General features: G+C 71.8%; 23 protein-coding genes. 10 read left to right on the top strand and 13 right to left on the bottom strand.

The features are described 5' to 3' along the window. The first annotated feature begins 67 nt into the window (after positions 1-67). On the top strand, positions 68-934 hold the full coding sequence (locus AB0G84_RS24170) for a helix-turn-helix transcriptional regulator (protein WP_361324353.1): 867 nt from the start codon (positions 68-70) through the stop codon (positions 932-934). Then, complete coding sequence (locus AB0G84_RS24165; protein ID WP_361324350.1) at positions 931-1,179, top strand: DUF397 domain-containing protein; 249 nt, start codon at positions 931-933, stop codon at positions 1,177-1,179. The genes AB0G84_RS24170 and AB0G84_RS24165 overlap by 4 nt, the downstream gene beginning before the upstream one ends. A gap of 98 nt (positions 1,180-1,277) precedes the next feature. Here the strand turns inward: AB0G84_RS24165 and AB0G84_RS24160 are convergent, their stop codons facing one another. After that, positions 1,278-1,646, bottom strand: a complete 369-nt coding sequence (locus tag AB0G84_RS24160; RefSeq protein WP_361324347.1) for an MmpS family transport accessory protein — start codon at positions 1,644-1,646, stop codon at positions 1,278-1,280. A gap of 299 nt (positions 1,647-1,945) precedes the next feature. Here AB0G84_RS24160 and AB0G84_RS24155 point away from each other — a divergent pair, with 299 nt between their 5' ends. Together AB0G84_RS24155 and AB0G84_RS24150 are read left to right on the top strand one after the other, a co-directional pair. Next, on the top strand, positions 1,946-3,118 hold the full coding sequence (locus AB0G84_RS24155) for a histidine kinase (RefSeq protein ID WP_361324344.1): 1,173 nt from the start codon (positions 1,946-1,948) through the stop codon (positions 3,116-3,118). 64 nt (positions 3,119-3,182) lie between these two features. Then, positions 3,183-3,824, top strand: coding sequence for a response regulator transcription factor (locus AB0G84_RS24150; RefSeq protein ID WP_361324341.1), 642 nt, complete (start codon positions 3,183-3,185; stop codon positions 3,822-3,824). Positions 3,825-3,878: 54 nt separating this feature from the next. Here the strand turns inward: AB0G84_RS24150 and AB0G84_RS24145 are convergent, their stop codons facing one another. From AB0G84_RS24145 to AB0G84_RS24120, 6 genes are all read right to left on the bottom strand, one after another. After that, on the bottom strand, positions 3,879-4,430 hold the full coding sequence (locus tag AB0G84_RS24145; RefSeq protein WP_361324338.1) for a YciI family protein: 552 nt from the start codon (positions 4,428-4,430) through the stop codon (positions 3,879-3,881). 140 nt (positions 4,431-4,570) lie between these two features. Beyond that, entirely contained in the window at positions 4,571-5,626 is a 1,056-nt protein-coding gene (locus AB0G84_RS24140) for a LacI family DNA-binding transcriptional regulator (protein ID WP_361324335.1), read from the bottom strand. After that, a complete protein-coding gene (locus tag AB0G84_RS24135; protein WP_361324332.1) occupies positions 5,623-7,239 on the bottom strand; it encodes a glycoside hydrolase family 13 protein in 1,617 nt (538 codons plus the stop codon). The genes AB0G84_RS24140 and AB0G84_RS24135 overlap by 4 nt, the downstream gene beginning before the upstream one ends. Before the next feature lies 1 nt (position 7,240). Then, positions 7,241-8,092 carry a carbohydrate ABC transporter permease gene (locus tag AB0G84_RS24130; RefSeq protein WP_361324329.1) on the bottom strand — a complete coding sequence of 284 codons (852 nt, stop codon included), beginning with the start codon at positions 8,090-8,092 and terminating at the stop codon, positions 7,241-7,243. Between the two features lie 2 nt (positions 8,093-8,094). Beyond that, complete coding sequence (locus tag AB0G84_RS24125) at positions 8,095-9,030, bottom strand: sugar ABC transporter permease (protein ID WP_361324326.1); 936 nt, start codon at positions 9,028-9,030, stop codon at positions 8,095-8,097. Then, positions 9,027-10,313, bottom strand: a complete 1,287-nt coding sequence (locus AB0G84_RS24120) for an extracellular solute-binding protein (RefSeq protein WP_361324323.1) — start codon at positions 10,311-10,313, stop codon at positions 9,027-9,029. Before AB0G84_RS24120 ends, AB0G84_RS24125 begins: the two co-directional genes overlap by 4 nt. A gap of 224 nt (positions 10,314-10,537) precedes the next feature. Between AB0G84_RS24120 and AB0G84_RS24115 the strand changes: the two genes are divergently transcribed. The 3 genes from AB0G84_RS24115 to AB0G84_RS24105 all read left to right on the top strand — a co-directional run bounded on the left by AB0G84_RS24115 (position 10,538) and on the right by AB0G84_RS24105 (position 14,510). Beyond that, positions 10,538-12,154 (top strand): alpha-amylase family glycosyl hydrolase, encoded by a 1,617-nt coding sequence (locus AB0G84_RS24115; protein ID WP_361324320.1) that lies wholly within the window; start codon positions 10,538-10,540, stop codon positions 12,152-12,154. A gap of 24 nt (positions 12,155-12,178) precedes the next feature. Continuing rightward, complete coding sequence (locus AB0G84_RS24110) at positions 12,179-13,228, top strand: LacI family DNA-binding transcriptional regulator (protein ID WP_361324318.1); 1,050 nt, start codon at positions 12,179-12,181, stop codon at positions 13,226-13,228. Positions 13,229-13,658: 430 nt separating this feature from the next. Then, entirely contained in the window at positions 13,659-14,510 is an 852-nt protein-coding gene (locus tag AB0G84_RS24105; protein WP_361324315.1) for a phosphatase PAP2 family protein, read from the top strand. A 48-nt stretch (positions 14,511-14,558) separates the two neighbouring features. On the opposite strand, the gene AB0G84_RS24100 is transcribed toward AB0G84_RS24105, so the two are convergent. Both AB0G84_RS24100 and glnA read right to left on the bottom strand, forming a co-directional pair. Then, positions 14,559-17,582, bottom strand: a complete 3,024-nt coding sequence (locus tag AB0G84_RS24100; RefSeq protein ID WP_361324312.1) for a bifunctional [glutamine synthetase] adenylyltransferase/[glutamine synthetase]-adenylyl-L-tyrosine phosphorylase — start codon at positions 17,580-17,582, stop codon at positions 14,559-14,561. 27 nt (positions 17,583-17,609) lie between these two features. Then, the gene (gene glnA, locus AB0G84_RS24095; RefSeq protein WP_361324309.1) at positions 17,610-18,971 is read right to left on the bottom strand and encodes a type I glutamate--ammonia ligase; all 1,362 of its coding nucleotides are present in this window, start codon (positions 18,969-18,971) and stop codon (positions 17,610-17,612) included. Positions 18,972-19,291: 320 nt separating this feature from the next. Between glnA and AB0G84_RS24090 the strand changes: the two genes are divergently transcribed. From AB0G84_RS24090 to AB0G84_RS24080, 3 genes are read left to right on the top strand one after another with little or no spacing between them, the layout of a single operon-like run. Then, positions 19,292-19,627, top strand: a complete 336-nt coding sequence (locus AB0G84_RS24090) for a hypothetical protein (protein WP_361324306.1) — start codon at positions 19,292-19,294, stop codon at positions 19,625-19,627. Then, a complete protein-coding gene (locus tag AB0G84_RS24085; RefSeq protein WP_361324303.1) occupies positions 19,624-20,562 on the top strand; it encodes a WXG100 family type VII secretion target in 939 nt (312 codons plus the stop codon). The genes AB0G84_RS24090 and AB0G84_RS24085 overlap by 4 nt, the downstream gene beginning before the upstream one ends. Positions 20,563-20,590: 28 nt before the next feature. After that, complete coding sequence (locus tag AB0G84_RS24080) at positions 20,591-21,235, top strand: hypothetical protein (RefSeq protein WP_361324300.1); 645 nt, start codon at positions 20,591-20,593, stop codon at positions 21,233-21,235. Between the two features lie 151 nt (positions 21,236-21,386). Here AB0G84_RS24080 and AB0G84_RS24075 read toward each other — a convergent pair whose 3' ends face one another. The 4 genes from AB0G84_RS24075 to AB0G84_RS24060 all read right to left on the bottom strand — a co-directional run bounded on the left by AB0G84_RS24075 (position 21,387) and on the right by AB0G84_RS24060 (position 24,460). After that, positions 21,387-21,647: a hypothetical protein gene (locus AB0G84_RS24075; RefSeq protein ID WP_361324297.1), complete on the bottom strand. Its 261-nt coding sequence runs from the start codon at positions 21,645-21,647 to the stop codon at positions 21,387-21,389. An 85-nt stretch (positions 21,648-21,732) separates the two neighbouring features. Continuing rightward, a complete protein-coding gene (locus AB0G84_RS24070) occupies positions 21,733-22,470 on the bottom strand; it encodes a DUF4232 domain-containing protein (protein WP_361324294.1) in 738 nt (245 codons plus the stop codon). Between the two features lie 302 nt (positions 22,471-22,772). Further along, a complete protein-coding gene (locus AB0G84_RS24065; RefSeq protein ID WP_361324291.1) occupies positions 22,773-23,699 on the bottom strand; it encodes an alpha/beta hydrolase in 927 nt (308 codons plus the stop codon). Further along, entirely contained in the window at positions 23,696-24,460 is a 765-nt protein-coding gene (locus AB0G84_RS24060; RefSeq protein ID WP_361324606.1) for a DUF998 domain-containing protein, read from the bottom strand. The genes AB0G84_RS24065 and AB0G84_RS24060 overlap by 4 nt, the downstream gene beginning before the upstream one ends. Positions 24,461-24,548 lie beyond the last annotated feature (88 nt).

The raw sequence follows: 24,548 nt of genomic DNA, 5'->3' as shown, positions 1-24,548 counted from the left end.
GGACGAGTAACGGGGCGTAACGATGGGTGACTTGCGGGGTCGGACCAGTGACTTGTGGAGCACCGACATGGAAGACACCATCACCACCACCCTCACCGACCGCTACGACGACGACGGCGGCGGCGAACCCGAACCATCCGACAGCCTGCGCATCTTCGGGGCCGTGTACCAGGCACTACGGAAGAAGGCCGGGTTCACCCAGGAGTCCGTGGCGCCGGAGATCCAGTACTCGTCGCACTACATCGCCTCGGTGGAGCAGGGCCGACGACTGCCGTCGAAGACCTTCATCGAACGCTCGGAGGAGGTGCTGGACGCGTGCGGGGTACTGCGGAAGGCGGCCAAGCACCTCTCCAGGCGGCGCGGTTTCGCGTCCTGGTTCCGGGTCTGGGCGGGTCTGGAGGAGCAGGCGCTCAACCTCTACACCTACGAAAACCGGCTGGTCCCGGGCCTGTTACAGACCGAGGCGTACGCCCGGACGCTGTTCACCCAGCAGGTTCCGCCGCTGGGGGACGAGAAGGTCGAGGCCCAGTGGGCGGCGCGGTCGGAGCGTCAGCAACTGCTCCGGGAGCAGCAGACCACGGCGTACGACTTCATCCTCGAAGAGCAGCTGTTCCTGCGCCGGACCGGCGGGGTGGAGGTCACCCGGGGGCTGATCGACCACCTCCTCGACCTCATGGCCGGGCTGCGACACGTCCAGATCCAGGTCATGCCGCTGGTGCGGGAGGCGCACGCGGGGCTGGACGGTCCGATGCAGCTGCTGGAGACGCCGGAGCACCAGTGGTACGCCTACAACGAGGGGCAGCGCGGCGGGGTGTTCCAAGCCGACCAGAAAGAGCTCAGCGTCCTCCACATGCGGTATGCGAAACTGCGTTCACAGGCCCTCACCCCGGATGACTCCCGGGACCTGTTGGAGCAGATGCGAGGAGCGCTATGAGCACCCCCGAACTGGCGTGGTTCAAGAGCAGCTACAGCGGCGGCGACGGCGACGACTGCGTGGAGATCGCCCTCTCCTGGCGGAAGTCCAGCTACAGCAGTGGGGGTGACGGCGACTGTGTGGAGGTCGCTGCCTGCCCCACCACCGTGCACGTCCGGGACTCCAAGGACGCCGACGGACCGCAGCTCGCCGTACCGGCCCCGGCCTGGGCGGAGTTCGTGGCGTACGCCGTCACCGCGGGGTGACCGCCCCGGGGCGAGGGCCAGTGCCGTGACCGGGAAGGTCGGCCGGGTGGTGGTGTGGGCAATTGGCCGCCCGGAGACGCCCGTTCCGACTGCTGGCCTCAGCCCTGGAGGTTCACGAAGCAGGACAGGGTGCCGTGGGAGTCGGGCTTCTTCTTCTCGACCTTGAGCGTTCCGTCGACATAGATGCGGCACGCCGTTCCGGCGGGCGCATGGGCGACCATGACCTGGTTGAAGCCGAACCCGACGTTCTGCGCGCGGCTCCACGGCAGCCGCTGCCTGACCACCATGTTGTCGGTCTCTCCCGCGAAGCTGTAGGTGATGCCGGTGGCCGCGGGGCCGGTGACCTCCACCTTCACGTCCCAGCTCTTGCCGAACAGGGCGCAGCCGGTCAGGGCCACCGTCGCCACGGCGGCGGCGCCGGCCGCCCGCAGGGACGTGGTACGGGGACGCGAGGGGCCGGACTGCATGACAACTCCTGAGGATCAGGGGAACTGTTCGTCGGTACGCCGGTGATTCTGCGAGCCGACCGGCCGCCGGTGGTGCCACCGAAAGACCGTATGTGTGCCTCGGGCATCGGCCGAAAGTACGCACCCGTCGGTCGGCAGCGACGGGGCGGGGGCCGGGGCCGACGGGGCGGGGGCCTGGGCCGGGGCGGGTCCACGCCTGGCGGGAGCGCGCGGGTACGCGGCCGCGTTCACCTCATCGACCGCCTCCAGCTCAGCAGCCCCGGCGTGGGCGCCGCAAGCGGCCCTCTATTCTCCTCGCCATGTCCCCCGTGCTCCTGTCTCTCCGGCGGCCGCCCAGCGAGGCCCTCGTCGCTGCCGGTGTGTGCGCGCTGCTGCTGGTGATCGACGCGGGCGTGGTCAGCCGAACCGGCGTCGGCCTCGCGGTCGTCGCAAGCGGCGCACTCGCCCTGGTCACGGCCATCGCCGTCCTGCCCGCCTACCGGGCCGGCCGCCAGTGGACGGCCTGCGCGATGTCCGTGACCGCGGCGGGGGTCTCGCTGCTGACCACCTCACTGGTGCAAGGCACGGTGCTCCAGCGCACCCCGGGCTGGGCCGAACTCGTCGGCCTGCTGGGTGTGTTGTGCCTGTCGTGCCGGTACGGGCGGCCGCTGCCGCTGACGCTGTCGGCCCTCGCGCCGTTCGTGGCCGTCGTGCGGCTGACCGGCCGGGCGCCCTCCCTGTCGTACCTGCCGGTGCTGGACCGGCTCGACGGGCTGTTCCCGCTCTTGCCGGCCGCCTTCGCACTGCTCGGCGGCTATCTGCGCACCGAGGACGGCCGACGCCGCACCGCCGTCGAGCGGGTACGCCACTCCGAGCGGCTCGACCTGGCCCGCGACCTGCATGACCACGTCGCCCACTACGTCACCGCCATCGTCGTCCAGGCCCAGGCCGGGGAGCACATCGCAGCCCGCTCCCCGGACACCGCACGCCAGCTGTTCGCCAACATCGAGAAGACCGGGCAGGAGGGCCTGGCGGCCATGAGCCGCATGGTCCGGCTGCTACGCGAACCCGGCGCAGAGCAGCAGGCCCCGGTCGCCCCCGCCATGACCACCGTGGAGAACCTCGTCCGACGCTTCTCCACCCCCGGACAGCACGCCTGGCTGAACGTCGAGGCCGGCCTGGACAGCACCGCCTGGTCCCCGCAGCTCGCCCGGTCCGTGGAACGCGTCGTCCAGGAAGGCCTGACCAACATCCGCAAACACGCCCGCTCGGCCAGCGCCGTGCACGTCCTGCTGGCCGCCGAGGGGGACCGGCTGGTGGTCCGTGTGCGCGATGACGCGGCCCGGCAGCAGCGCGGCCGGATGCGGTTTCGGCCGAGCGGCTTCGGACTGGTCGGCCTGACCGAACGGGTGGCCGAACTCGGCGGGGAGCTCACCAGTGGGCCGATGCCCGAGGGCGGCTGGGAACTGGCGGCCTCGCTCCCCATGCAGTGACGTACGCGGCTCCCCCGCGTGCGACATCCCCGTACACCGTGAAGAAACGGAGTGAGGTGACGCCTTGAGCGTGTCAGTAGTGATCGCCGATGACCAGGAGATGGTGCGGACGGGCTTCCGCCTCATCCTGGAGAGCCAGGACGACATCCGCGTGATCGCCGAGGCCTCCGACGGCGTGGAGGCCGTCGACGCGGTCCGCCGGCTGCGGCCGGACGTCTGCCTGATGGACATCCGCATGCCCAAACTCGACGGCCTGGAGGCGACGAAACTCCTGCGCCAGGACGAGACGAAGATCGTCGTTGTCACCACCTTCGACCTCGACGAGTACGTCTACGGCGCGCTGAGGGCCGGCGCCAGCGGCTTCGTGGTCAAGAACTCGGGGCCCCGGCTGCTGGTGGAGGCCGTGTACGCCGCCGTCAACGGCGATTCACTCATCTCCCCTTCCGTGACCGTACGGCTGCTGGAACACCTCGGCCGGCCCTCCCGCGCCCACACCAGGGACGCGGCCGCGCGCCGGCTCACCCCGCAGGAGCTCAAAGTGGTGACGCTGGTCGCCCGCGGCCGCACCAACCGGGAGGTCGCCGAGGACCTGACGCTGTCCCTCAGTACGATCAAGAGCCACCTCAGCCGCATCCAGGACAAACTCCTGGCCCGCAACCGAGTGGAGATCGCGGCGTGGGCCTGGGAACACGGCATCGTGGACTGAGCAGAGCTCTGCGCGCGCGGGTACCGACGTGGACGGCCGGTGACACGCCCCGGTTCATGACGGCCGGCCGCCGAACTGCCAGCGGTGCACCTCTACGTCGGCGTACCGGTCCGGGCTGAGGACGGCGCGGGCCGTCTCCGGATCCGGTGCGCGGACCAGCGCCGCCGTACCCAGCCAGGTGGCGCCGTCGTCGGACAGCAGCGGCCCGTACGCGATCAACTCGTCCTGGTCGGGCGGCGCGGCGAGGTCGGCGGCCGGCCCGGCGCCGAGGCCGAGCACCAGGTACCGGTCGCCGCCGGTCCGGCCACCGGGGAAGTCCCACATGGTGCGCCCCAGTAGGTTGCGCCACCGGCGCAGCAGCACGTCGCGGTACACGCCCGCCTGGTAGCCGGGCTCGCCGAAGGCGAACGCACGGGCGGTGGCAGCGTCCGGCAGGTCGACGATGTGCACACTGCCGGTGGGCGCTTCGCCGTCGTCGGTGAGCGTCGGGCCGCGGGCGATCATCTCCGCCGCGTACCGGTCCATGTAGGACCAGTGCTCTTCCAGCAACTCGTCACGGAGCGCCAAGGAGCCGGGCCGATCGCGGTGGTAACAGAAGAACTCCATGCCCCCAATCTTCCGCACCGTGTCCAGCCCTTTTTGCCGCGCCTGGGCTCAACTCGCTTGCCAGGCAGGGGCGTCAGAAGGCCACTGACAATCCGGTGGCCCGCACCCACCGCCGGCGCCCGGCCGGGCCAGCGGCCCCGTCAACGTCGCAGCGGCCCCGTCGACCCCCGTACCACCAGCTCCGGCTGGAAGATGAACTCGGTGCGGCGGGGCGGGTCCTGGCGGCCCGAGGCTCGTTCGTGGATCTCCTCTATCAGGGCGCCGACCGCGGCGGTCGCCATCGCCTGGACCGGCTGGCGGACGGTGGTCAGCGGCGGGTCGGTGAAGGCGATCAGCTGGGAGTCGTCGAAGCCGACGACGGAGACCCGGGCGGGGACGTCCAGGCCGCGGCGGCGGGCGGCGCGGACGACGCCCAGGGCCATCAGGTCGCTGCCGCAGACGATGCCGGTGCAGCCGTCGTCGAGCAGCGGGGCGGCCGCCGCGTCGCCGCCCTCGACGCCGAACAGGGTGTGCTGGACGCGCCGTTCGGCCTGCCCCCTCGACAGGCCGAACGACTCGCCCAGTGCCGCCACAAAGCCCTCGGCCTTGCGGAGCGAGGGGACGTAGCGGGCCGGGCCGACGGCGAGTCCGATCCGCTGGTGGCCCAGTTCGGCGAGGTGGCGCACGGCCATCCGGGCCGCCGCGCCGTCGTCGGGTGAGACGAACGGTGCGTCGATGTGCGGGTTGCAGCCGTTGATGAGGACGTACGGGATGCCGCGGTCCGTCAGGCGGGTGTAGCGGGACGGGTCGGCGCGGGTGTCGGCGTGCAGCCCGGAGAGGAACACGATGCCGGTGACCCCGCGCTCCTCCAGCTGCTCGACGAGTTCGTCCTCGGTGGCCCCGCCCGGCATCTGGGTGCACAGCACCGGGGTGTAGCCGTGGCCGGCCAGGGACTGTTCGATGATCTGGGCGAAGGCGGGGAAGATCGGGTTGGTCAGCTCCGGGATGACCAGCCCGACCAGGCCCGCGCTGCGGCGCCGTAAGCGGACCGGGCGCTCGTGGCCGAGGACGTCGAGCGCGGCGAGCACCCGCTGCCGGGTGCTCGCGGCGACACCCGCCCGGCCGTTGAGGACCCGGCTCACGGTCGCCTCGCTGACCTGCGCCTGGGCGGCGATGTCGGACAGCCGGGGCGCGGGGTGGGGTTCGGGCAGGGTCACTCCTCCCACCAGGCGGTGGTGTCGGCGGGCAGGGTGAACTCCCCGTCCGTCGGGTCGAGTGCGCCGGAGGAGAGCAGGAGGCGGCCGGGCGACGGGAGGCGGACCGGGGCCGTGGTGGTGTTGACGGTGCAGACCAGGCCGCCGGGGCGGCGGAGGACCAGCACGCCGTCGGGGGCGTCCCGCCACTCGACCGCATCGCCGGCGCCGAGGCCGGGGTGGGTGCGGCGCAGGGCCAGGGCGGTGCGGTAGAGCTCCAGGGTGGAGGCGGGGTCGCCGGTCTGGGCCGCGACGGTCAGCGGGGCCCAGTCGGCGGGCTGGGGCAGCCAACTGCCGCCGTCGCCGAAGCCGTACGGGGGTGCGTCGCCGTTCCAGGGGAGCGGTACCCGGCAGCCGTCACGCAGGCCCTCCTGGCCGCTGTCCCGGAAGAAGGAGGGGTCCTGGCGGACCTCGTCGGGCAGGTCGGTGACCTCGGGCAGGCCGAGCTCCTCGCCCTGGTAGAGGTACGCGGAGCCGGGCAGCGCCAGCATCAGCAGGGTGGCGGCCCGCGCCCGGTCCTCGCCGCCACCGAGGCGGGTGCGGTGGCGGACCACGTCGTGGTTGGACAGCACCCAGGTGGTGGGGGCGCCGATCGGGCGCATGGCGTCGAGCGAGGAGTCGATCGCCGCGCGGAGCGCCTCGGCGTCCCAACCGGTGTTCAGGTAGTGGAAGTTGAACGCCTGGTGGAGCTCGTCGGGGCGGAGGTAGCGCGCGGTGCGCTCGGCGGTGGGGGTCCAGGCCTCGGCGACCGCGATCCGCTCGCCGGGGTACTCGTCCAGCACGGTGCGCCAGGAGCGGTAGATCTCGTGCACCCCGTCCTGGTCGAAGAAGGGGAGGGTCTGGTTGCCGAGGAGCTTGAGTTGTTCGGCGTGGCCCATGTCGGGCAGGCCGGGTGCCTTGACCAGGCCGTGGGCGACGTCCACCCGGAAGCCGTCGACGCCCAGGTCCAGCCAGAAGCGCAGGATGGAGCGGAACTCGTCCTGGACGGCGGGGTGGTCCCAGTTGAAGTCGGGCTGTTCGGGGGCGAAGAGGTGCAGGTACCACTCTCCCTCCTCACCCGCCTTCGGCGCGGAGGGGTCCACCGGCACCCGGGTCCAGGCGGGGCCGCCGAAGAGGGACTCCCAGTCGTTGGGCGGCTGCTCGCCGTTCTCGCCGCGGCCCCTGCGGAAGTGGAAGCGCTTGCGGAACGCGGAGCCGGGGCCCTCGGCCAGCGCACGGCGGAACCAGGCGTGCTGGTCGGAGCAGTGGTTGGGGACGAGGTCGACGATGATGCGCAGGCCCAGGCCGTGGGCGTCGGCGATGACCGCCTCGGCGTCGGCCAGGGTGCCGAACATCGGGTCGATGGTGCGGTAGTCGGCGACGTCGTAGCCGGCGTCGGCCTGCGGGGAGGCGTAGAACGGGCTGAGCCAGACGGCGTCCACGCCCAGGTCGCGCAGGTACGGCAGCCGGCTGCGGACGCCGGCCAGGTCCCCCATGCCGTCGCCGTTGGCGTCGGCGAAGCTGCGCGGATAGACCTGGTAGATCACCGCGTGGCGCCACCAGTCGGCGGCCGGAGTGACGTTGTGCTGTGGAGTCATGTCAACCCTTGGTGGTGCCGGCGGTCAGTCCGGCGACGAGGTGGCGTTGGGCGAAGGCGAAGACGAGCGCGGCCGGCACGGCGATGATCACGGCGGCGGCGGTCATCGAACCCCAGTCGTTGGTGTATTGGTTGACGAAGGTCTGCAGCCCGCCGGCGAGGGTGAGGTTCTCCTCGCCGGTCATGAAGGCGGAGGCGTAGGCGACCTCGGCCCAGGCGGTGACGAAGGTGTAGAAGCCGGTGACGGCCAGGCCCGGGCGGGCCAGCGGCAGGACGAGCCGCCAGAAGGTGCCGAACGGGTTGAGGCCGTCGACCCGGCCGGCCTCGTCGATCTCCACCGGGATGGTGTCGAAGAAGCCCTTCATCATCCAGGCGCAGAACGGGACGGCGATGGTCAGGTAGGTGATGACCAGGCCGGCGGGCTGGTTGAGCAGGCCCAGGCTCGCCAGGAGGTTGTAGAGCGGCACGATCAGCACCGCGACCGGGAACATCTGGGTGATCAGCAGCAGCCACATCAGCGGGCGCATCCCGGGGAAGCGGAAGCGGCTGACGGCGTAGCCGGTGGTGGCGGCGAGGAAGACGCCCAGGACCGTGGTCAGCCCGACGATGATCACGGAGTTCTTGAACCAGGTCAGGAACTCCGTATCGGCCACCACATGGGTGTAGTTGGCGAGGGTGAAGTGGGTGACCAGGCCGGTGGAGAAGGCGTCGTTCTTCGGTTTGAAGGACGTCACCAGCAGCCACAGCGGCGGGAAGACGGCCACCGCGGCGGCCAGGAGCAGGCCCGTATGCAGGGCGGCCGAGGCCAGCGGGGAGCGCTGGTTGCGCCGGCGGGGCGCGGCTTGGCGGGTCATGGTCACCACACCTCTCCCTGCTTGCGCAGCGCCCGGCGGTAGACCACCGCGACCGCCGCGAGCAGGACCAGGATCAGGACGCCCCAGGTCGCGGACTCGGAGAAGTTGCGGGGGCTGTCGACGAAGGAGAGCCGGTAGGCGTAGGTCACCAGGATCTCGGTGGAGTCGCCGGGGCCGCCCCGGGTCAGCAGGAAGATCACCGGGAACATGTTGAAGGTCCAGATGGCGGAGAGCAGGATCACCGTGCTGCTGACGGCCCGCAGTCCGGGGAGGGTGATGTGGCGGAAGCGCTGCCAGGCGCTCGCGCCGTCCATCTCGGCGGCCTCGTAGAGCTCGCCGGGTATGGACTGGAGCCCGCCGAGGAGTGCGACGAGCATGAAGGGCACGCCCAGCCAGATGTTGACGGCGATGACCGAGAGCTTGGCCCAGGTCGGGTCGTTCAGCCAGGGGACGGCGTCGATGCCGCCGCCGGCCAGCAGCTTGTTGAGGATGCCGTTCTTCTCGTTGTAGAGCATCCGCCAGGTGAAGACGGAGATGAACGCGGGGACGGCCCAGGGCAGGATCAGCGCGAGGCGGTAGAAGGTGCGGCCGCGCAGCGTGCGGTTGAGCATGTTCGCCAGCGCCAGGCCGATGAGGAAGGTGAGGCCGACGCAGGCCACGGTCCAGCCGACGGTCCAGCCCAGGCGGTCCCAGAAGACGCCGTCGGTCAGCACGGCCTGGTAGTTGTCCAGGCCGGTGAAGGAGTAGGTGGCGGGCAGGTGGTTGACGCCAATGTTCCGCTCGACGTTGGCCTCGTTGGCGTCGGTGAGCGAGAGGAACACGCCGCGGGCCAGCGGGTAGCCGATGATCACCCCGATGACGAGCACCACCGGGGCGACCATCGTCCATGCGTACCAGTGGGTGCCGAGCGCCCGGCGCACCCGTACGGCGAGGGTCACTTGTAGTCCTTGAGCAGCTTCCGGTAGGCGTCGCCGGTCGCCTTGGCGGCCTGCTCGGGCGTGGCGGAGCCGGTGAGCACCTTGTTCATCTGGACCTTGATGGGCTCGAAGAGGGAGTTGCCCTCGGCGATCCAGGGGCGCTGGACGGCGCCGTCGACGGCGGGCTTGAAGAACTTGACCATCTCGTTCTTCTTGACGGCCGGTACGTCGTACACGGACTTGCGGGTGGGCAGCAGGCTGAGCTTCTCGGTGGTCTGCTGCTGGATCTGGGCCGAGCTCATGTACTTCACGAAGGCGTAGGAGGCCCGGAGGTTCTTGCTGCCGGCGTAGACGGAGAGGTTCCAGCCGCCCTGCGGGGAGCCCTGGTCGGTGCTGCCGCCGGGTACCGGGGCGACGCCGAGGTTCTCCTTGTTGGCGGGGGACTTGAAGGCCTTGCCGGCGCGGGCGCCCTCGATGTCCCAGGGGCCGTCGATGGCCATCGCGACGGTGCCGTCCTTGAGGGCCTTGAGCTGGTTCTCCTGGCCGTCGGTGGCGTCGGTGACCGCGGCCTTGGAGTCGACCAGGTCCTTGAGGGTCTTGAAGGCCTTGACCCCGGCGCCGTCGTCGATCTCGATGACCTTGTCGCGGGCGTTGACCAGGTCGCCGCCCTCGCCGTAGAGGTAGGGCAGGAACCAGTAGGGGTCGTCGCCGCGGAGGTAGAGGGCGGTGGCGCCGGTCTTGGACTTGATCTTCTTGGCGGCGGTGGCCAGTTCGGCGAAGGTCTTGGGCACCTCGACGCCGGCGTCCTTGAGGAGCTTCTTGTTGTAGAAGAGGCCGAGGGTGTCGATGACCTGGGGTGCGGCGTAGGTCTTGCCCTTGAACTTGGTGGAGCCGAGGGCCTGCGGCAGGTAGTCCTCGGTCTTGTCGAGGGCGGGGGTGCCGTCGAGCGGGGCGAGGTAGCCGAGGTTGGCGAAGTCGGCGGTCCAGGCGACCTCGGTGCGCATCACGTCGGGGGCCCCGGAGTTGCCGCCGGCGGCGTTCTTGAACTTGGCGTTGGCGTCGCCGAACGGGACGTTCACATACTGGACGTGGACCTTCGGGTGCTCCTTCTGGAACCCTTCCGCAAGCTTGCGGTAGGTCGCCTTCTCGGCGTCGTTGGAGGTGTCCCAGAAGGTGACGGTTCCGGACAGTTCGCCACCGCTGTTGGCGTTGCCGTCGTCACCCCCGCCACCGCACGCCGATGCCGTCACTGTCAGGCCCGCTACCAGCGCGGTGGCCGCTATGCCCCGTATGCCACGCCGCATGTGAACTCCTTAGGGAAATGCCTCAGATGGCGGTCAGGAACGTAACAGCGCTGAAAACAAACCGAAAGACCTTGCGGCAAATTGCTGCAAGGTTGCTGGAAGGTATTGCAGCGAACTGGCCGGAACGGGACCCTGAAGGCGCCGGGTGCCCCGTCACCCCGCGCCCACCCCGGCATTGACCCCGTACAGGCGCTCAGGCCTGCTGACCCCGACAGGGACGACCGATGACCCAGGAGCTCACCTCTCCCAGCCCCGCCTCCCAGCCGTCCCGACCGGGCGACGGTCCGGGCTGGTGGCGCGACGCCGTCATCTACCAGGTCTACGTCCGCTCCTTCGCCGACAGCGACGGAGACGGCATCGGCGACCTGCGCGGGACCCGCGAGCGGCTGCCGTACCTGCGCGACCTGGGCGTGGACGCCCTCTGGCTCACCCCGTTCTACGCCTCCCCGCAGGCCGACGGCGGCTACGACGTCGCCGACTACCGCGCCGTCGACCCGCTCTTCGGCCGCCTCCAGGACGCCGACGACCTGCTGCGCACCGCCCACGACCTGGGCCTACGGGTGATCGTCGACATCGTGCCCAACCACACCTCCGACCGGCACCCGTGGTTCGCCGACCCCGAGCTGGCCCGGCAGCGCTACCTCTTCCGCCCCGGCCGGGGCGCGCACGGCGAACTCCCGCCCAACGACTGGGAGTCGGTGTTCGGCGGCCCCGCCTGGACGCGCACCGACCGCGGCGACTGGTACCTGCACCTGTTCGCCCCCGAGCAGCCCGACCTGAACTGGGACGACCCGGAGGTGCACGCCGAGTTCGAGGCCATCATGCGCTTCTGGCTCGACCTCGGCGTGGACGGCTTCCGGGTCGATGTCGCGCACGGCATGGTCAAGGCCCCCGGCCTGCCGGACATCGGCCACGGCCAGCAGGCCAAGCTGATCGGCAATCAGGTCCTGCCGTTCTTCGACCAGGACGGGGTGCACGCCATCCACCGCGCCTGGCGCCGCCTGCTGGACGACTACGGCGCAGCCCACGGCCGGCAGGTGATCGGCGTCGCCGAGGCCTGGGCCCCCACCCCCGAGCGCCTCGCCCGGTACGTCCGCCCCGACGAACTCCACCAGGCCTTCAACTTCCAGTTCCTCAACACCCCCTGGCAGGCCGACGCGCTGCGCAGCGTCATCGACGCCTCCCTCGCCGCCGCCGGCTCCGTCGGCGCCCCCACCACCTGGGTGCTGTCCAACCACGACGTGGTCCGCCACCGCACCCGCCTCGGTGGCGGCGAGGACCGGGCGCGGGCCGCCACCCTGCTGATGCTGGCGCTGCCCGGCTCCGCGTATCTCTACCAGGGCGAGGAGCTCGGCCTGCCCGAGGTCACCGACCTGCCCGACGAGGTCCGCCAGGACCCGGCGTTCTTCCGCGGCCACCGCACCAGCGGCCAGGACGGCTTCCGGGACGGCTGCCGGGTGCCGCTGCCCTGGTCCGGCGGCGCACCGCCGTACGGCTTCGGCACGGGCGGCAGCTGGCTGCCGCAGCCCACCGACTGGCAGGCGCTGACCGTCGAGGCCCAGACCGGCGACCCCGCCTCCACCCTGGAGCTCTACCGCACCGCCCTGTTCCTGCGGCGCCGGCTGCCCGGCCTCGGCGCCGGCGACACCGTCGAGTGGCGGGACGCCCCCGACGGCGTCCTCGCCTTCGCCCGCCCCGGGCTGCTGTGCACGGTCAACACCCTCGGCCATGACGTCACTCTGCCGCTGCCGGGGACGCCGTTGCTGTCCAGCGCCCCGGTGACCGTGGACGGGGCGCTGGCCGGGCTCCCCGGTGACAGCTGCACCTGGTGGGCAATCTGACAGCCGGACGGTAAGGTCCCCTTCATGACCGCCCGGCTTTCCGACATCGCAGCACAGGCGGGTGTCAGCGAGGCCACCGTCAGCCGGGTTCTCAACGGGAAGCCCGGCGTCTCCGCCACCACCCGCCAGTCCGTGCTGGCCGCCCTGGACGTCCTGGGCTACGAGCGCCCGGTGCGGCTGCGGCAGCGCAGCGCCGGTCTGGTCGGGCTGATCACCCCGGAGCTGGAGAACCCCATCTTCCCGGCCTTCGCCCAGGTGATCGGGCAGGCGCTGACCCGCCAGGGCTACACCCCGGTGCTGGCGACCCAGACCCCGGGCGGCTCCACCGAGGACGAGCTGACCGAGATGCTGGTCGACCGCGGGGTGGCCGGCATCATCTTTGTCTCCGGGCTGCACGCCGACACCAGCGCCGATATGCAGCGCTATGCGCGGCTGCGCGGCCAGGGCGTGCCGTTCGTGCTGATCAACGGCTTCTCCGACCAGGTGCAGGCGCCGTTCGTCTCTCCGGACGACCGGGCCGCGGTGGACCTGGCCGTCACCCACCTCAGCGCGCTCGGCCACCGCAGGATCGGGCTGGCGCTCGGCCCCAAGCGGTTCGTGCCGGTGCAGCGCAAGATCGAGGGCTTCGTCCGGGCCATGCAGGTGCGGCTGGACATCGGCCCGGCCGAGGTCGAGCCGTACATCCAGCACTCCCTCTACACCCTGGAGGGCGGGCAGGCCGCGGCGGGCGCACTGATCGAGCGGGGCGCCACGGCCGTGGTCTGCGCCAGCGACATGATGGCGCTCGGTGCGATCCGGGCGGCCCGGCAGCGCGGGCTGGAGGTCCCCCGCGACCTGTCCGTCGTCGGCTTCGACGACTCCCCGCTGATCGCCTTCACCGACCCGCCGCTCACCACGATCCGGCAGCCGGTCACGGCCATGGGGCAGGCGGCGGTGCGCGCGCTCCTGGAGGAGGTCGGGGGCACCCCGGCGCCGCACAGCGAGTTCGTCTTCCACCCCGAGCTGGTGGTCCGCGGGTCCACCGCCTCGGCCCCAAAGACGGCCGGCATCCCCCGGCCGCTGCGGGCCACCTGAGGCGCAGCCGGTCCACCCCCGTGCGGCGGACCGCACGGAGGCGCCACGGCCCCGTACGGCAGGCCGCCTGAGGCACCACCGGTCCGCCCGTACGGCGAGCCACCGTCGCCCCGTCCCGAACCCCACGCCCCGGCCAGCGACGCCGGTGTGCCGTCCGTCGGCGCCCGCCCCCTTCCCGCGGGAACGGGCGGAACGGCGGTGCGGCGGCCGGGGGGGCGACGGGCTGTCAGGGGCCGCGCCCGCCCCGCCGTTCGGCCCGGCGCCGCCACCTGCGCCGACCCGGTCGGACCCGGTGCGCGGGGGCCAGATCCCGGGGAGCGCACCCCTCCCAAGTACGGGTTCGACGTCCCTCTCAAGACAGAGACAAAGGATCGAATACCCGACCGAAGGATGATCGCCGGTAGGTCCCTTTCTGGCAGACTGTCTGCCTATGGGTGATGCGAATACGAGGACTCTGGACGGCCTGCCGACCACCCCGCCACCCAAGGGGGAGCATCAGGAGCAGCGTGCCGACCGCCCGGAGCGCGAGGGCCGCTGGGGCCGGCTGCGCTCGCCTCGTACCCCCCGGCTCTGGTTCGAGATCCTGCTGATCGCGGTCAGCTACTGGACGTACTCGATGATCCGCAACGCGGTGCCGGAGCAGAAGGCGAAGGCGCTGCGGAACGCCGACTGGATCTGGCAGGCGGAGCACTCGCTGGGCATCGCCGTCGAGCACACCGTCAACCACGCGGTGAACTCGGTGACCTGGCTGATCGTGTCGATGAACTACTACTACGCGACGCTGCACTTCATCGTCACGATCGGGGTGCTGGTCTGGCTCTACCGCTGGCACCCGGGCCGCTATGCCGCGGCGCGGCTGGCCCTGTTCGCCACCACGGGTGTCGCGCTGATCGGCTACTACTTCTACCCGTTGGCGCCGCCCCGGCTGATGACCGGCGGCGGTTTCGTCGACACCCTGGTGGACCACGGGACGTGGGGGTCGATGGCGTCCGGCAACCTCGCCTCGATGTCCAACCAGTACGCGGCGATGCCGTCGATGCACATCGGCTGGTCGCTGTGGTGCGGCATCACCATCGCCCTGCTCGCGCGACCGCTGTGGGCCAGGGTCCTCGGCCTGCTCTACCCGACCATGACGCTGCTGGTCATCGTCTCCACCGCGAACCACTTCTGGCTCGACGCGGTCGGCGGGGTGCTGTGCCTGAGCTTCGGCTTCGTGGTGGCCTGCGTCTGGTACGGCACGCTGCCGCACCGGCTGGCCCGGCTGGCGCCGGTGCCGGTGTGAGCCGGCGGGGCCGCTCGCCGCGGCCTCCCTCGGCCCCCTCGGCCCGCCTCACGCCCCGTAGAAGATCTCCTCCACCACCCCGCGGGCCCGCCGGGTGATCCGCCGGTAGTCGTCGATCATCTCGCCGATGTGGCCCTCCTCGTAGCCGAGGTAGCGGCCCACCGCGGCCAGCTCCCGGCCGTCGGTGGGGAAGGTGTCCCCGGGGCGCCCGCGGACGATCATCACGGCGTTGCGCACCCGCGCCGCCAGCACCCAGGCCTCGTCCAGGATCTGCGCGTCCTCGGTGCCGATCAGGTCGGCGGCGTGCGCGGCGGCCAGCGCCTCGCGGGTGCGGGTGGTGCGCAGCCCGGGGACCTCCCAGCCGTGCTGCATCTGCAGCAGCTGCACCGTCCACTCCACGTCGCTCAGGCCACCGCGGCCGAGCTTGGCATGGGTGGTCGGGTCGGCGCCGCGGGGCAGCCGCTCGGCCTCCATCCGGGCCTTGAGCTTGCGGATCTCGCGGACCGCGTCGTCGCCCAGCCCCTCGGCGGGGTAGCGCAGCGGGTCGATCAGCTCGACGAACCGCGCACCGAGCTCCTCGTCGCCGGCGACCGGTTCGGCCCGCAGCAGGGCCTGCGCCTCCCACACCAGCGACCAGCGGCGGTAGTAGGCAGCGTAGGAGGCGAGGGTGCGCACCAGCGGGCCGGACCGGCCCTCCGGGCGCAGGTCCGCATCGATGATCAACGGCGGGTCGGAGGAGGGGAGTTCGAGCAGCCGGCGCATCGCGTTGGCGACCGCGTGGGCGGCCTTGGCGGCCTCCTGCTCGTCGGCGCCCTCGCGCGGTTCGTGGACGAACAGCACGTCCGCGTCCGAGCCGTAGCCGGGCTCCCGGCCGCCGAACCGGCCCATGCCGATGACCGCGAAGCGGGTGGGCAGGGTGTCGCCCCACTGCTCGCGGACGGCGGCGCGCAGCGCACCGGCCAGGGTGGCGGCGTTGATGGCGGAGAGCGCGGTGCCGACCTGGTCGACGGACTGGCCGTGGTCGGTGCCGGCCGGGCTGAACTCGGTGCCGTACGCGCCGATCACATCCGCCGCCGCGGTACGGAACAGCTCCCTGCGGCGCACCCCGCGGGCCGCCGCCACCGCCGCCTCGGCACCGTCCGCGCGCCCGACCGCGGCCAGCACCTCCTGCTCCAGGGCGGTGCGGGTGCGCGGCTGCAGCCCGTCCGGGGCGCCCAGCAGGGCGACCGCCTCGGGGGCGCGCAGCAGCAGGTCGGGGGCGAGGCGGCCGGCGGAGAGCACCCGGGCGAGGTTCTCGGCGGCGGCGCCCTCGTCGCGCAGCAGCCGCAGGTACCAGGGGGTCTTGCCGAGCGCGTCGGAGACCTTGCGGAAGTTGAGCAGGCCGGCGTCCGGGTCGGCGGAGTCCGCGAACCAGGCCAGCAGCACCGGCAGCAGGGTCCGCTGGATGGCGGCCTTGCGGGTCACGCCGGACGCCAGCGCCTCCAGGTGGCGCAGCGCGGCGACCGGGTCGGCGTAGCCGAGCGCTTCGAGACGGTGGCCGGCGGCCTTCGCGGAGAGCCGGGTCTCGCCGGGTTCCAGATGAGCGACGGCGTCGAGCAGGGGCCGGTAGAAGAGCTTCTCGTGCAGGCGGCGCACCTCCCTCGCATGCCACTTCCACTCCTTGCGGAGGGTGTCCACCGGCTCGGTGCGCAGTCCCAACGACCGTGCCAGGCGCCGGAGTTCGGACTCATCCTCGGGCATCAGATGGGTGCGGCGCAGCCGGAAGAGCTGGATGCGGTGCTCCAACGTACGCAAAAAGCGGTAGGCGGCGTCCAGGGCCGCGGCGTCCTGGCGTCCGACGTAGCCGCCGGCCGCCAGCGCCGCCAGGGCCTCCAGGGTGGTGGCGCTGCGCAGCGTGCCGTCGCTGCGACCGTGCACCAGTTGCAGCAGCTGGACGGCGAACTCGACGTCGCGCAGCCCGCCGGGGCCAAGCTTGAGCTCCCGCTCGACCTGGGCTGCGGGGATGTTCTCGACGACCCGGCGGCGCATCTGGCGAACGTCGGAGACGAAGTTCTCCCGCTCGGCGACGTCCCACACCATCGGCGCCAGCGCATCGACGTACTCCTGGCCCAGCCCCAGGTCGCCGGCCATCGGGCGGGCCTTGAGCAGCGCCTGGAACTCCCAGGTCTTGGCCCAACGCTGGTAGTAGGCGAGGTGGCTGGAGAGGGTGCGCACCAGCGGGCCGTTGCGGCCCTCGGGGCGCAGATTGGCGTCCACCGGCCAGATAGTGCCCTCGATGGTGTTGTCCGAGCACACCTGCATCAGCCGGGCGGCGATCCGGGTCGCGGCCTGGAGGGCCTTGGCCTCGTCGACGCCCTCCTTGGCCTCGGCGACGAAGATGACGTCGACGTCCGAGACGTAGTTCAGCTCCCGGCCGCCGCACTTGCCCATGCCGATGACCGCCAGTCGGCACACCGCGGCGTCGCCGGGCGCCTCCTCGTAGGAGATCTCCAGGGCGGCCCGGATGGTGGCGGTGGCCAGGTCGGCGAGCTCGGCCGCGGCCTCGGCGACATCGGTCGTCCCGCACACGTCGCGGGCCGCGATGCCCAGCAGGGCGCGGCGGTAGGCGGCGCGCAGGGCGTCCGGGCGCGGCCGGTCGGCGCCCTGCTCGCCCCAGATGCCCTCGGCGAGCGCCAGCTCGAACTCGGGGGTGGTGGGGTGCAGGTCGGCCGACTCGTAGGTGACCAGCGACTGCCAGTCCTCCGGGTGCCGGGTGAGGTGGTCGGCGAGCGCCTCGGAGGCGCCCAGCACGCCCAGCAGCCGGTCCCGCAGCGGCTTGGCCGCGACGAGGGTGCCGAGCAGCGTCTGCCGCTCGTCCGGGGGCAGCGCCTCCACCAGCCGGACCAGGCCGCGCAGCGCGAGGTCGGGGTCGGCACTCGCCCCGAGCGCCTCCAGCAGCGCCGAGTCGTCGTGCACCGGGGCGAGTTCGGGGATGTCGAGCAGCTCCCCGGCTGCGGAGGGGTCGGTGAAACCGTGTCTCAACAGCCGGGCGAAGGTGCTGCTCCGCCGTCCCTGCGGAGCGGGTAGTGCCATGGTCCAGCCTCTCGGGGGCGCGGTGGCTCAGAGCACGGGCAGCATCTTGCGCAGCTCGAAGGCGGTGACCTCCGAGCGGTACTCCTCCCACTCCTGCTTCTTGTTGCGCAGGAAGAAGTCGAAGACGTGCTCCCCCAGCGTCTCGGCGACCAGCTCGCTGCGCTCCATCAGCTCGATGGCCTGGCCGAGGTTCTGCGGCAGCGGCTCGATGCCCATCGCCCGACGCTCGGAGTCGGACAGCGCCCAGACGTCGTCGTCGGCGCCGGCCGGCAGCTCGTAGCCCTCCTCGATGCCCTTGAGGCCGGCCGCGAGCAGCACGGCGTAGGTGAGGTAGGGGTTGGCGCCGGAGTCGATGGAGCGGACCTCGACCCGGGTGGAGCCCATCTTGCCGGGCTTGTACATCGGCACCCGGATCAGCGCGGAGCGGTTGTTGTGGCCCCAGCAGATGTACGAGGGGGCCTCGCCGCCGGCGCCCGCGGTGCGGTTGGCGCCGCCCCAGATGCGCTTGTAGGAGTTCACCCACTGGTTGGTGACGGCGGAGATCTCCCCGGCGTGCTTGAGCAGGCCGGCGATGAACGAGCGTCCCACCTTGGAGAGTTGGTACTCCGAGCCGGACTCGTGGAAGGCGTTGCGGTCGCCTTCGAAGAGCGAGAGGTGGGTGTGCATGCCGGAGCCGGGGAACTCCGAGAACGGCTTGGGCATGAACGTCGCCTGCACCCCCTGCTCCAGCGCCACCTGCTTCATGACCAGCCGGAACGTCATGATGTTGTCGGCGGTGGAGAGCGCGTCGGCGTACCGCAGGTCGATCTCCTGCTGGCCGGGGGCGCCCTCGTGGTGGCTGAACTCCACCGAGATGCCCATCGACTCCAGCATCGTGATGGCCTGCCGGCGGAAGTCCATGCCGACGTTCTGCGGGGTGTGGTCGAAGTAGCCGGAGGAGTCCGCGGGGTTCGGCCGGGAGCCGTCCACCGGCTTGTCCTTGAGCAGGAAGAACTCGATCTCGGGGTGGGTGTAGAAGGTGAACCCGAGGTCGGAGGTCTTGGCGAGGATGCGCTTGAGGACGTACCGGGGGTCGGCGTACGACGGCGAGCCGTCCGGCATCAGGATGTCGCAGAACATCCGGGCGGTGCCGGGGGCCTCGGCGCGCCAGGGAAGGATCTGGAAGGTGCCGGGGTCCGGCTTGGCGATCATGTCCGATTCGTACACCCGGGCGAAGCCCTCGATGGCCGAGCCGTCGAAGCCGATGCCCTCGTCGAAGGCCTGCTCCAGCTCGGCGGGGGCCACCGCCACGGACTTCAGGAACCCGAGAACGTCGGTGAACCACAGCCGGACGAAGCGGATGTCGCGCTCTTCCAGCGTCCGGAGCACAAACTCCTGTTGCTTGTCCATGGGTCACCAATCCTTGCAGGTCAATCGGCCTGTCCGCGCGCGAGGAACGACGCGCGTGGCACACCAGTATCACGTGGGGCGGTTACCGTCACATTACGCACCCTTGGCCTGAACCAGAACCGCCGTCCCGTAACCCTCACCCCTGATCCCTTCCCGCGCCACGACGGAGCACAGCGCGGCCGACAGGGGCAATCGGACGGCTTGGTTCAGTCTTGAACCAGCACTGAGTGACCGTTGACCCGGTGTTGAAGGGTCCGTTCCTTACCGTTCCTAGGGTGGTTCCGGACTGTGAACGGCCTGGAACAACGGGGAGACAAGGTATGGGCGCAGGCTTCCACACCAATCCGGACGCGATATTCCACTGTGCGTCCGGAGCCGAACGGCTGAAGGAAGAGGTGCCCCGCATCGCGCGGGCCCTGGAGCACGTGGAGATTCCTTCGGGCGCCTTCGGCAAGCTTCCCGAGTCCGACGAGCTGCACTCGTCGTACAACGAGCACGCCACGGCAGCGCACCAGAACATCCACGACATCGCCGAACTGCTGCACGACGCCGCGGAGAGCCTGCGGGCGATGGCCGGCAACTACGTCGCCAACGAGTACGCCACCCAGGAGGGCTTCGGCGGCAGCGGCGCCGGCGGCGGGAGCGTGGGCGCATGACCGTCACCGACGCCTACGCCTGGGTGAACAAGGAGATCGAGAAGCTCCCCGACATCCAGCAGGTCCACAGCAACGAAGAGCACGGGATCGACTCCGGGCTCGACGACGCGATCCGGTGGTTCCTGGAGAAGATCCATGTGATGGACAAGCTGGAAAAGGTCACCGGGATGCCGACCCAGCTGACCCACGCCGCCCTGGAGTGGAAGGCCCAGGGCGAGGCGCTGCACAAGGTGGCCGAGGGGCTGCGCTCGGCCGCGCGCCAGCTGCCCGATCACTGGGAGGGCGAGGCCTCCGAGGGGTTCGGCCGCGGCATGGGCAAGATCGTCGATGCGATCGACGAGACCGGCAAGGACATGGGCCGGACCGCCACGATCCTCAGCCAGGCCGCCGCGGAGTGCAAGATGGCCGAGGACGCCATCATCGAGATCATCCGGGAGGCGATCGAGTGGGCGGCGGTGACGCTGGCCGCGATGGTGGTTACCGACATCCTCACCCTCGGGCTGGCCACCGTGGTGGACGGGCTGGTGGCGGATGCCGAGGTCGCGGTCTTCATCGGCCGGATCGAGAAGGTCTCGACGGGGCTGGCCAAGACGCTGCGCGAGCTGATGAAGGCGGTCAAGGAGTTCAAGAGCGGCGCCAAGTCCTTCAACGAGGCGCGCAAGGTCGCCGGCACGCTGCGCAAGCTGGGCGGGCCGACCGGCATGCGCGGCCAGAGCATGCGGGACTGGATGGCCCACCACATCGTGACCGGCAAGGTCGCCGAGTACGGCTCCAAGCCGCTGATCGAGGGCCCCACCGGCCTCACCGGGGACTTCAAGACGCCGGCCGAGGACGCCGTCAAGCACTTCGGCAAGGAGGCGCTGGACGACGAGGGCCCGAAGGAGCCGGCGCCCTACCGCGTGCCCAAAGGCAGTATCGAGGACACCTTCGGCTGAGCGCCGAGCGGACAGAGAGACGGAATTGATGCACCCCTCCCCCGTCGTCCCGGAGCGGGACGCCTGGCTCGTCGCGCACAGCTCGGCACTCCTGCGGCCGGGAGAGACGCTGCGGGGCGTCCTGCCGGTGAGACTCGACCCCCTCGTGCCCGACGTCGTCCCCAGGCGCCACCGCCGGCCCAAGCCGGAGGCGGAGGAGGCGGGCCGTTTCACGGGGTGGGGGCGGATCTTCCTGCCAGTGGCCTGGGTCATGTGGCTGTGCTCCCTGCCGGCCGGTCTGCTGGAGCGGGGAGCCCACCACACCTGGTACGGGGTGCGCCGGATCTTCCGGGGGCGCGTTTGGGAGGGCGGCTGGAACAGCACCGCGGGCTGGTTCGTCCTCACCACCCGGACGGGAGCGCCGCTGGACCGCGGATACCGCACCAACGAGATCGCACTGGCCTGCACGGAGCAGCGGCTGCTGCTGCTCAGCAAGCCGGTGACGCCCGAGCGGGAGGCCTCCCAGCTGCTCGGTGAGCTGCCCCGCGGGCAGTTCGCCCTACGGAGCGCCCCCCATCCGCCGCGGCACCGGGACCGGGTGGACATCGCCTTCCCGGACGGGTCCTGGCTGGCGCTGGAGGCCGGTGAGCGCCGGCAGGTGCCGCTGCTCACGGGGCTGCTCTCGGCGGCCTAGGGGCGCTTCTTTCGGAGCTTCGTGGGCTCGCGGGGTCCACGAAGATCCAAAAGAAACGCCCGAAGTCCACTGCCCCGGTGTGTCGCACCGGGGCAGCGGACCTTCTTGGCGTCAGCGTCGGCGGGACGCGTCCTCGCCGGGGGGAGCGCAGTCAGCGGTTGAAGATGGGCATGATCTCTTTGCTGTCGTCGCACCACACCTCGTGGTACCCGTTCGCCTGGGCGGTCGGGAGTTCCTTCGCCTCGCACTCCGCCTTCGAGGGGTACTTCTCGGCACCGATCGGGACCCAGCCGTCGCCGGGGGGCGGGGCGGCGAGGGCGGTGGTGGCGGTCAGGGGAACGGCAACCGCTGCGGCACCGGCGGCCAGACCGAGACCGACACGAGTACGCCACGACTTCATGGCTAACTTCATGGCTCTCTCCTTGCTCTCTTTGACGCTCTGAGCTGGTTCCGCTCAGAGAGGCTGTGGGCTCCTGCCCAGGGCAGTACCGAGGTGGTCAGCCGATGGGGTTGACGAAGGTGGCCGGGTGGGTGGCGCCCTGCTGGTCGACGAGCGCGTCCCAGGGCCAGGCCAGGGTCAGCGAGGTGGTCTCGTTCGGCGGGGTGATGACCGCGGAGGCGGGCTTGTAGGAGCCCTCCTCACCCTTGGACAAGGCGAGGTTGATCGTGAAGTCCGTGCTGTCCCCGGGCGCCAGGGTGATCGAGCCGTGCTTGGCCGTCGAGCGCTGCAGCGACCAGACCCCACCGCCGTTCTCGCTCTTGAGATCCACGCCCGGGAAACCGCCGATCACACAGGTGTGGCTGCCCTTGTTGGTCAGCACGACGCTGGTGGTCGTCGAGCCGCCCGCGTTCGGGTCCGGGGTCGCATCCTCGCCCGTGGCGAACGCTGCCTTCAGGCCGGAGGTGTGGCAGCGCTGGACGCCCGAGGCCGCCTTGCCACCGCCGGCGGCGTGCCCGCTGCCCGACTGCTTGCCCGCAGCACCCGCCTTGGCGCCGGCCTTGGTGTCGGCCTTGGCGCCGGGACCCGCCGGGGCCTCGGAGCCCTGCGCTTCGGCGGAGGAGCCCGCGCCGCTGGACTCGGCGGCGGCCGCGCCCGTTTGGCCCGAGGGCTGCATGCCGGTGTTCTCCGAGCCGGAGCAGGCGGTCAGGGTGAGGCCGGCGACTGCGGTCAGGGCCGCGGCGGCGATGCGCAGGGTGCGGCGACGGGCGGTGCGGACGGTGATGTCGGAGCTCATTTTCGGGTCCCCCCCGGGACAATCGGTGTCGCTGTTTCCTCGGTACGTCACCCACTCTGGTCGGGGCCGCTATCGGGAAGCTGCTGCGGCGCTAACGTCTGGCTAACACGGCTGTGAGGAGGGGAAGTCAGCGCCACCAGAGCCCGAAGAACCAGGTCACGGCCGCCTGGTCGGGCTACCCGCAGCTGCTTGCCGGAACCAGGGGCATCCGACCGGTCAAGGTCAGGTCCACCGGCGTCCCGCCGCACAGCCACCGGAAGGGGCGGGACACCCAGACGTCACGCGCCCCACCGGCACGGCCTTTAGAACAGCTCCGCCGCCGCCCCGCGGCCCGTCCCCGACAGGTCCAGTACCGCCTGCGCCACCGCCTCCGGCACATCGGTCATCACCAGGTGGCCCGCCGGGGCGGCCACCGCGAAGTGGCCGCCCAATTCGGCGGCGAGCGCCCGCTGCCGCTCCAGCCAGCGCAGCCGGCCGGGCCGTTCGCTGCCGTCGTACGCCGCCAGCACGGTCACCGGCACCTGCGGCATCGGGCGCTCCGGGCGGAGCGCGGCGAGTTCGGCGGCCTGGTAGGGGTAGGTCGCGTTCTCCAGGACACAGGCCCGCGCCACCCGGCTGGTCCGGTAGCCGGCGCGCTCCCACGGGTGCGGCGGGTGGCTGCCGACGGTCGAGGCGCGACCGATCAGGCGGCGGGCCGCGGGGCCCAGGACGCGGGGCAGGCCGGCGGCGGACAGCGCGTCGGCCACACCGCCCGCCCAGGCGGTGCGCACCGCGCGGGGCAGCCGGGGCCGCGGGTCCTCCTCGATGCTGGCGTCGACGAGGACGAGCCCGGCACAGCGGCCGGGGTGCAGCCGGGCGAAGGCCTCGGCGTGGAACCCGGCCAGCGAGTGGCCGACGACGGTGGCCGGCCCACGGTGGCCGAGGGCGTCGAGGAGGCGGGCGATCCGACCCGCCTCGGCGGCGAGGGTGGGCGGTTCGGGCGCGGGGGCGCTCAGGCCGAGGCCGGGGCGGTCGAACCGGACGACGGTGCGGTACGGGGCGAGCAGCGCGGCGACCGCGTCCCAGTCGAACCACGCCATGCCCAGCCCGCCGCTGAGCACGCAGACCGGTCCCCGGCCCTCGGTCAGGACGTGCAGCGGCACCCCGTCGACCCGTACGAAGCGGCCCGGGGCGGGGAGGGCTGAGGGGCCGGGAGCACCGGGGCGGAGAGGGCGGCGGGGGCGGTTCATCGGTCTCCTTCTCCTGGTGCGGCGCGCTGGGGGTGCTGGGGCGTACGGGACTCCGGTGGCGAGGGGGCCCCGGCGCCGTCCGGGCGCCCCACGCACCGCGCGAGCAGCAGGAGGTACAGGGCGACCAGGAGGACCTGGAGGCGCTGGCCGGCGCCCAGCGCCCAGGTGCCCCGGCCGGCACTGAAGGCCGCGACGGACGCCAACGTCCAGGCCGTGGCGGCGAGTTCGGCGAGCACCAGCGGGGGCCCGAAGCGGCCGAGCGGCGGCCAGCGGTCCTCGCGCCGGGCGGCGTGGGTGAGCAGGACCAGGGCGGCGAGCGCGCCGACCATGGCGCAGGAGCTGCTGACGGCGTGCGCGGTGTGGGTGGCCGGCACCAGGCCTGCGGTCTCCCGTGCGGCGCACACGGGGTCGCTGGTCGGTGTGCAGCTCAGCGGCAGCCGGGAGTCGACCGCGGTGGCGGCGCCGAAGAGGGCCAGCGCGGCCCAACCGGCACTCGTCCAGGGCCGGCGCTCCGTCGTCAGCAGCGCGGTGACCGCACCGGTCAGCACCAGCAGCCCGGCGACCAGGTCGGTGGCCCGGAAGAGCCCGCCGAGCGGCTGGTCGGCGGCGGCCAGCTCGCTGACGTACGCCCGGACCGGGTCGAGGCCGGTGGCGAGCACCAGCTCCAGCACCCATGCGGTGTACGCGACCGCGCCGAGCAGCAGCAGGGCGGCGGCCACCCGGTGGCCTGCGACGGAGCGGCGGATACGGGTCACGGGCATCCAGGTGTTCGGGTGGAACCGGCCGGTCGTGATGCCGGGTACGCCGGTGGCGCGGGAAGGCCAAGGATAGGCGGGCGCCACTCCGTTC

Origin of the sequence: Streptomyces sp. NPDC020742 (assembly GCF_040641675.1) — a bacterium.
GTDB lineage: Bacteria > Actinomycetota > Actinomycetes > Streptomycetales > Streptomycetaceae > Streptomyces.
This window is presented reverse-complemented; position numbering and strand designations above follow the sequence as displayed.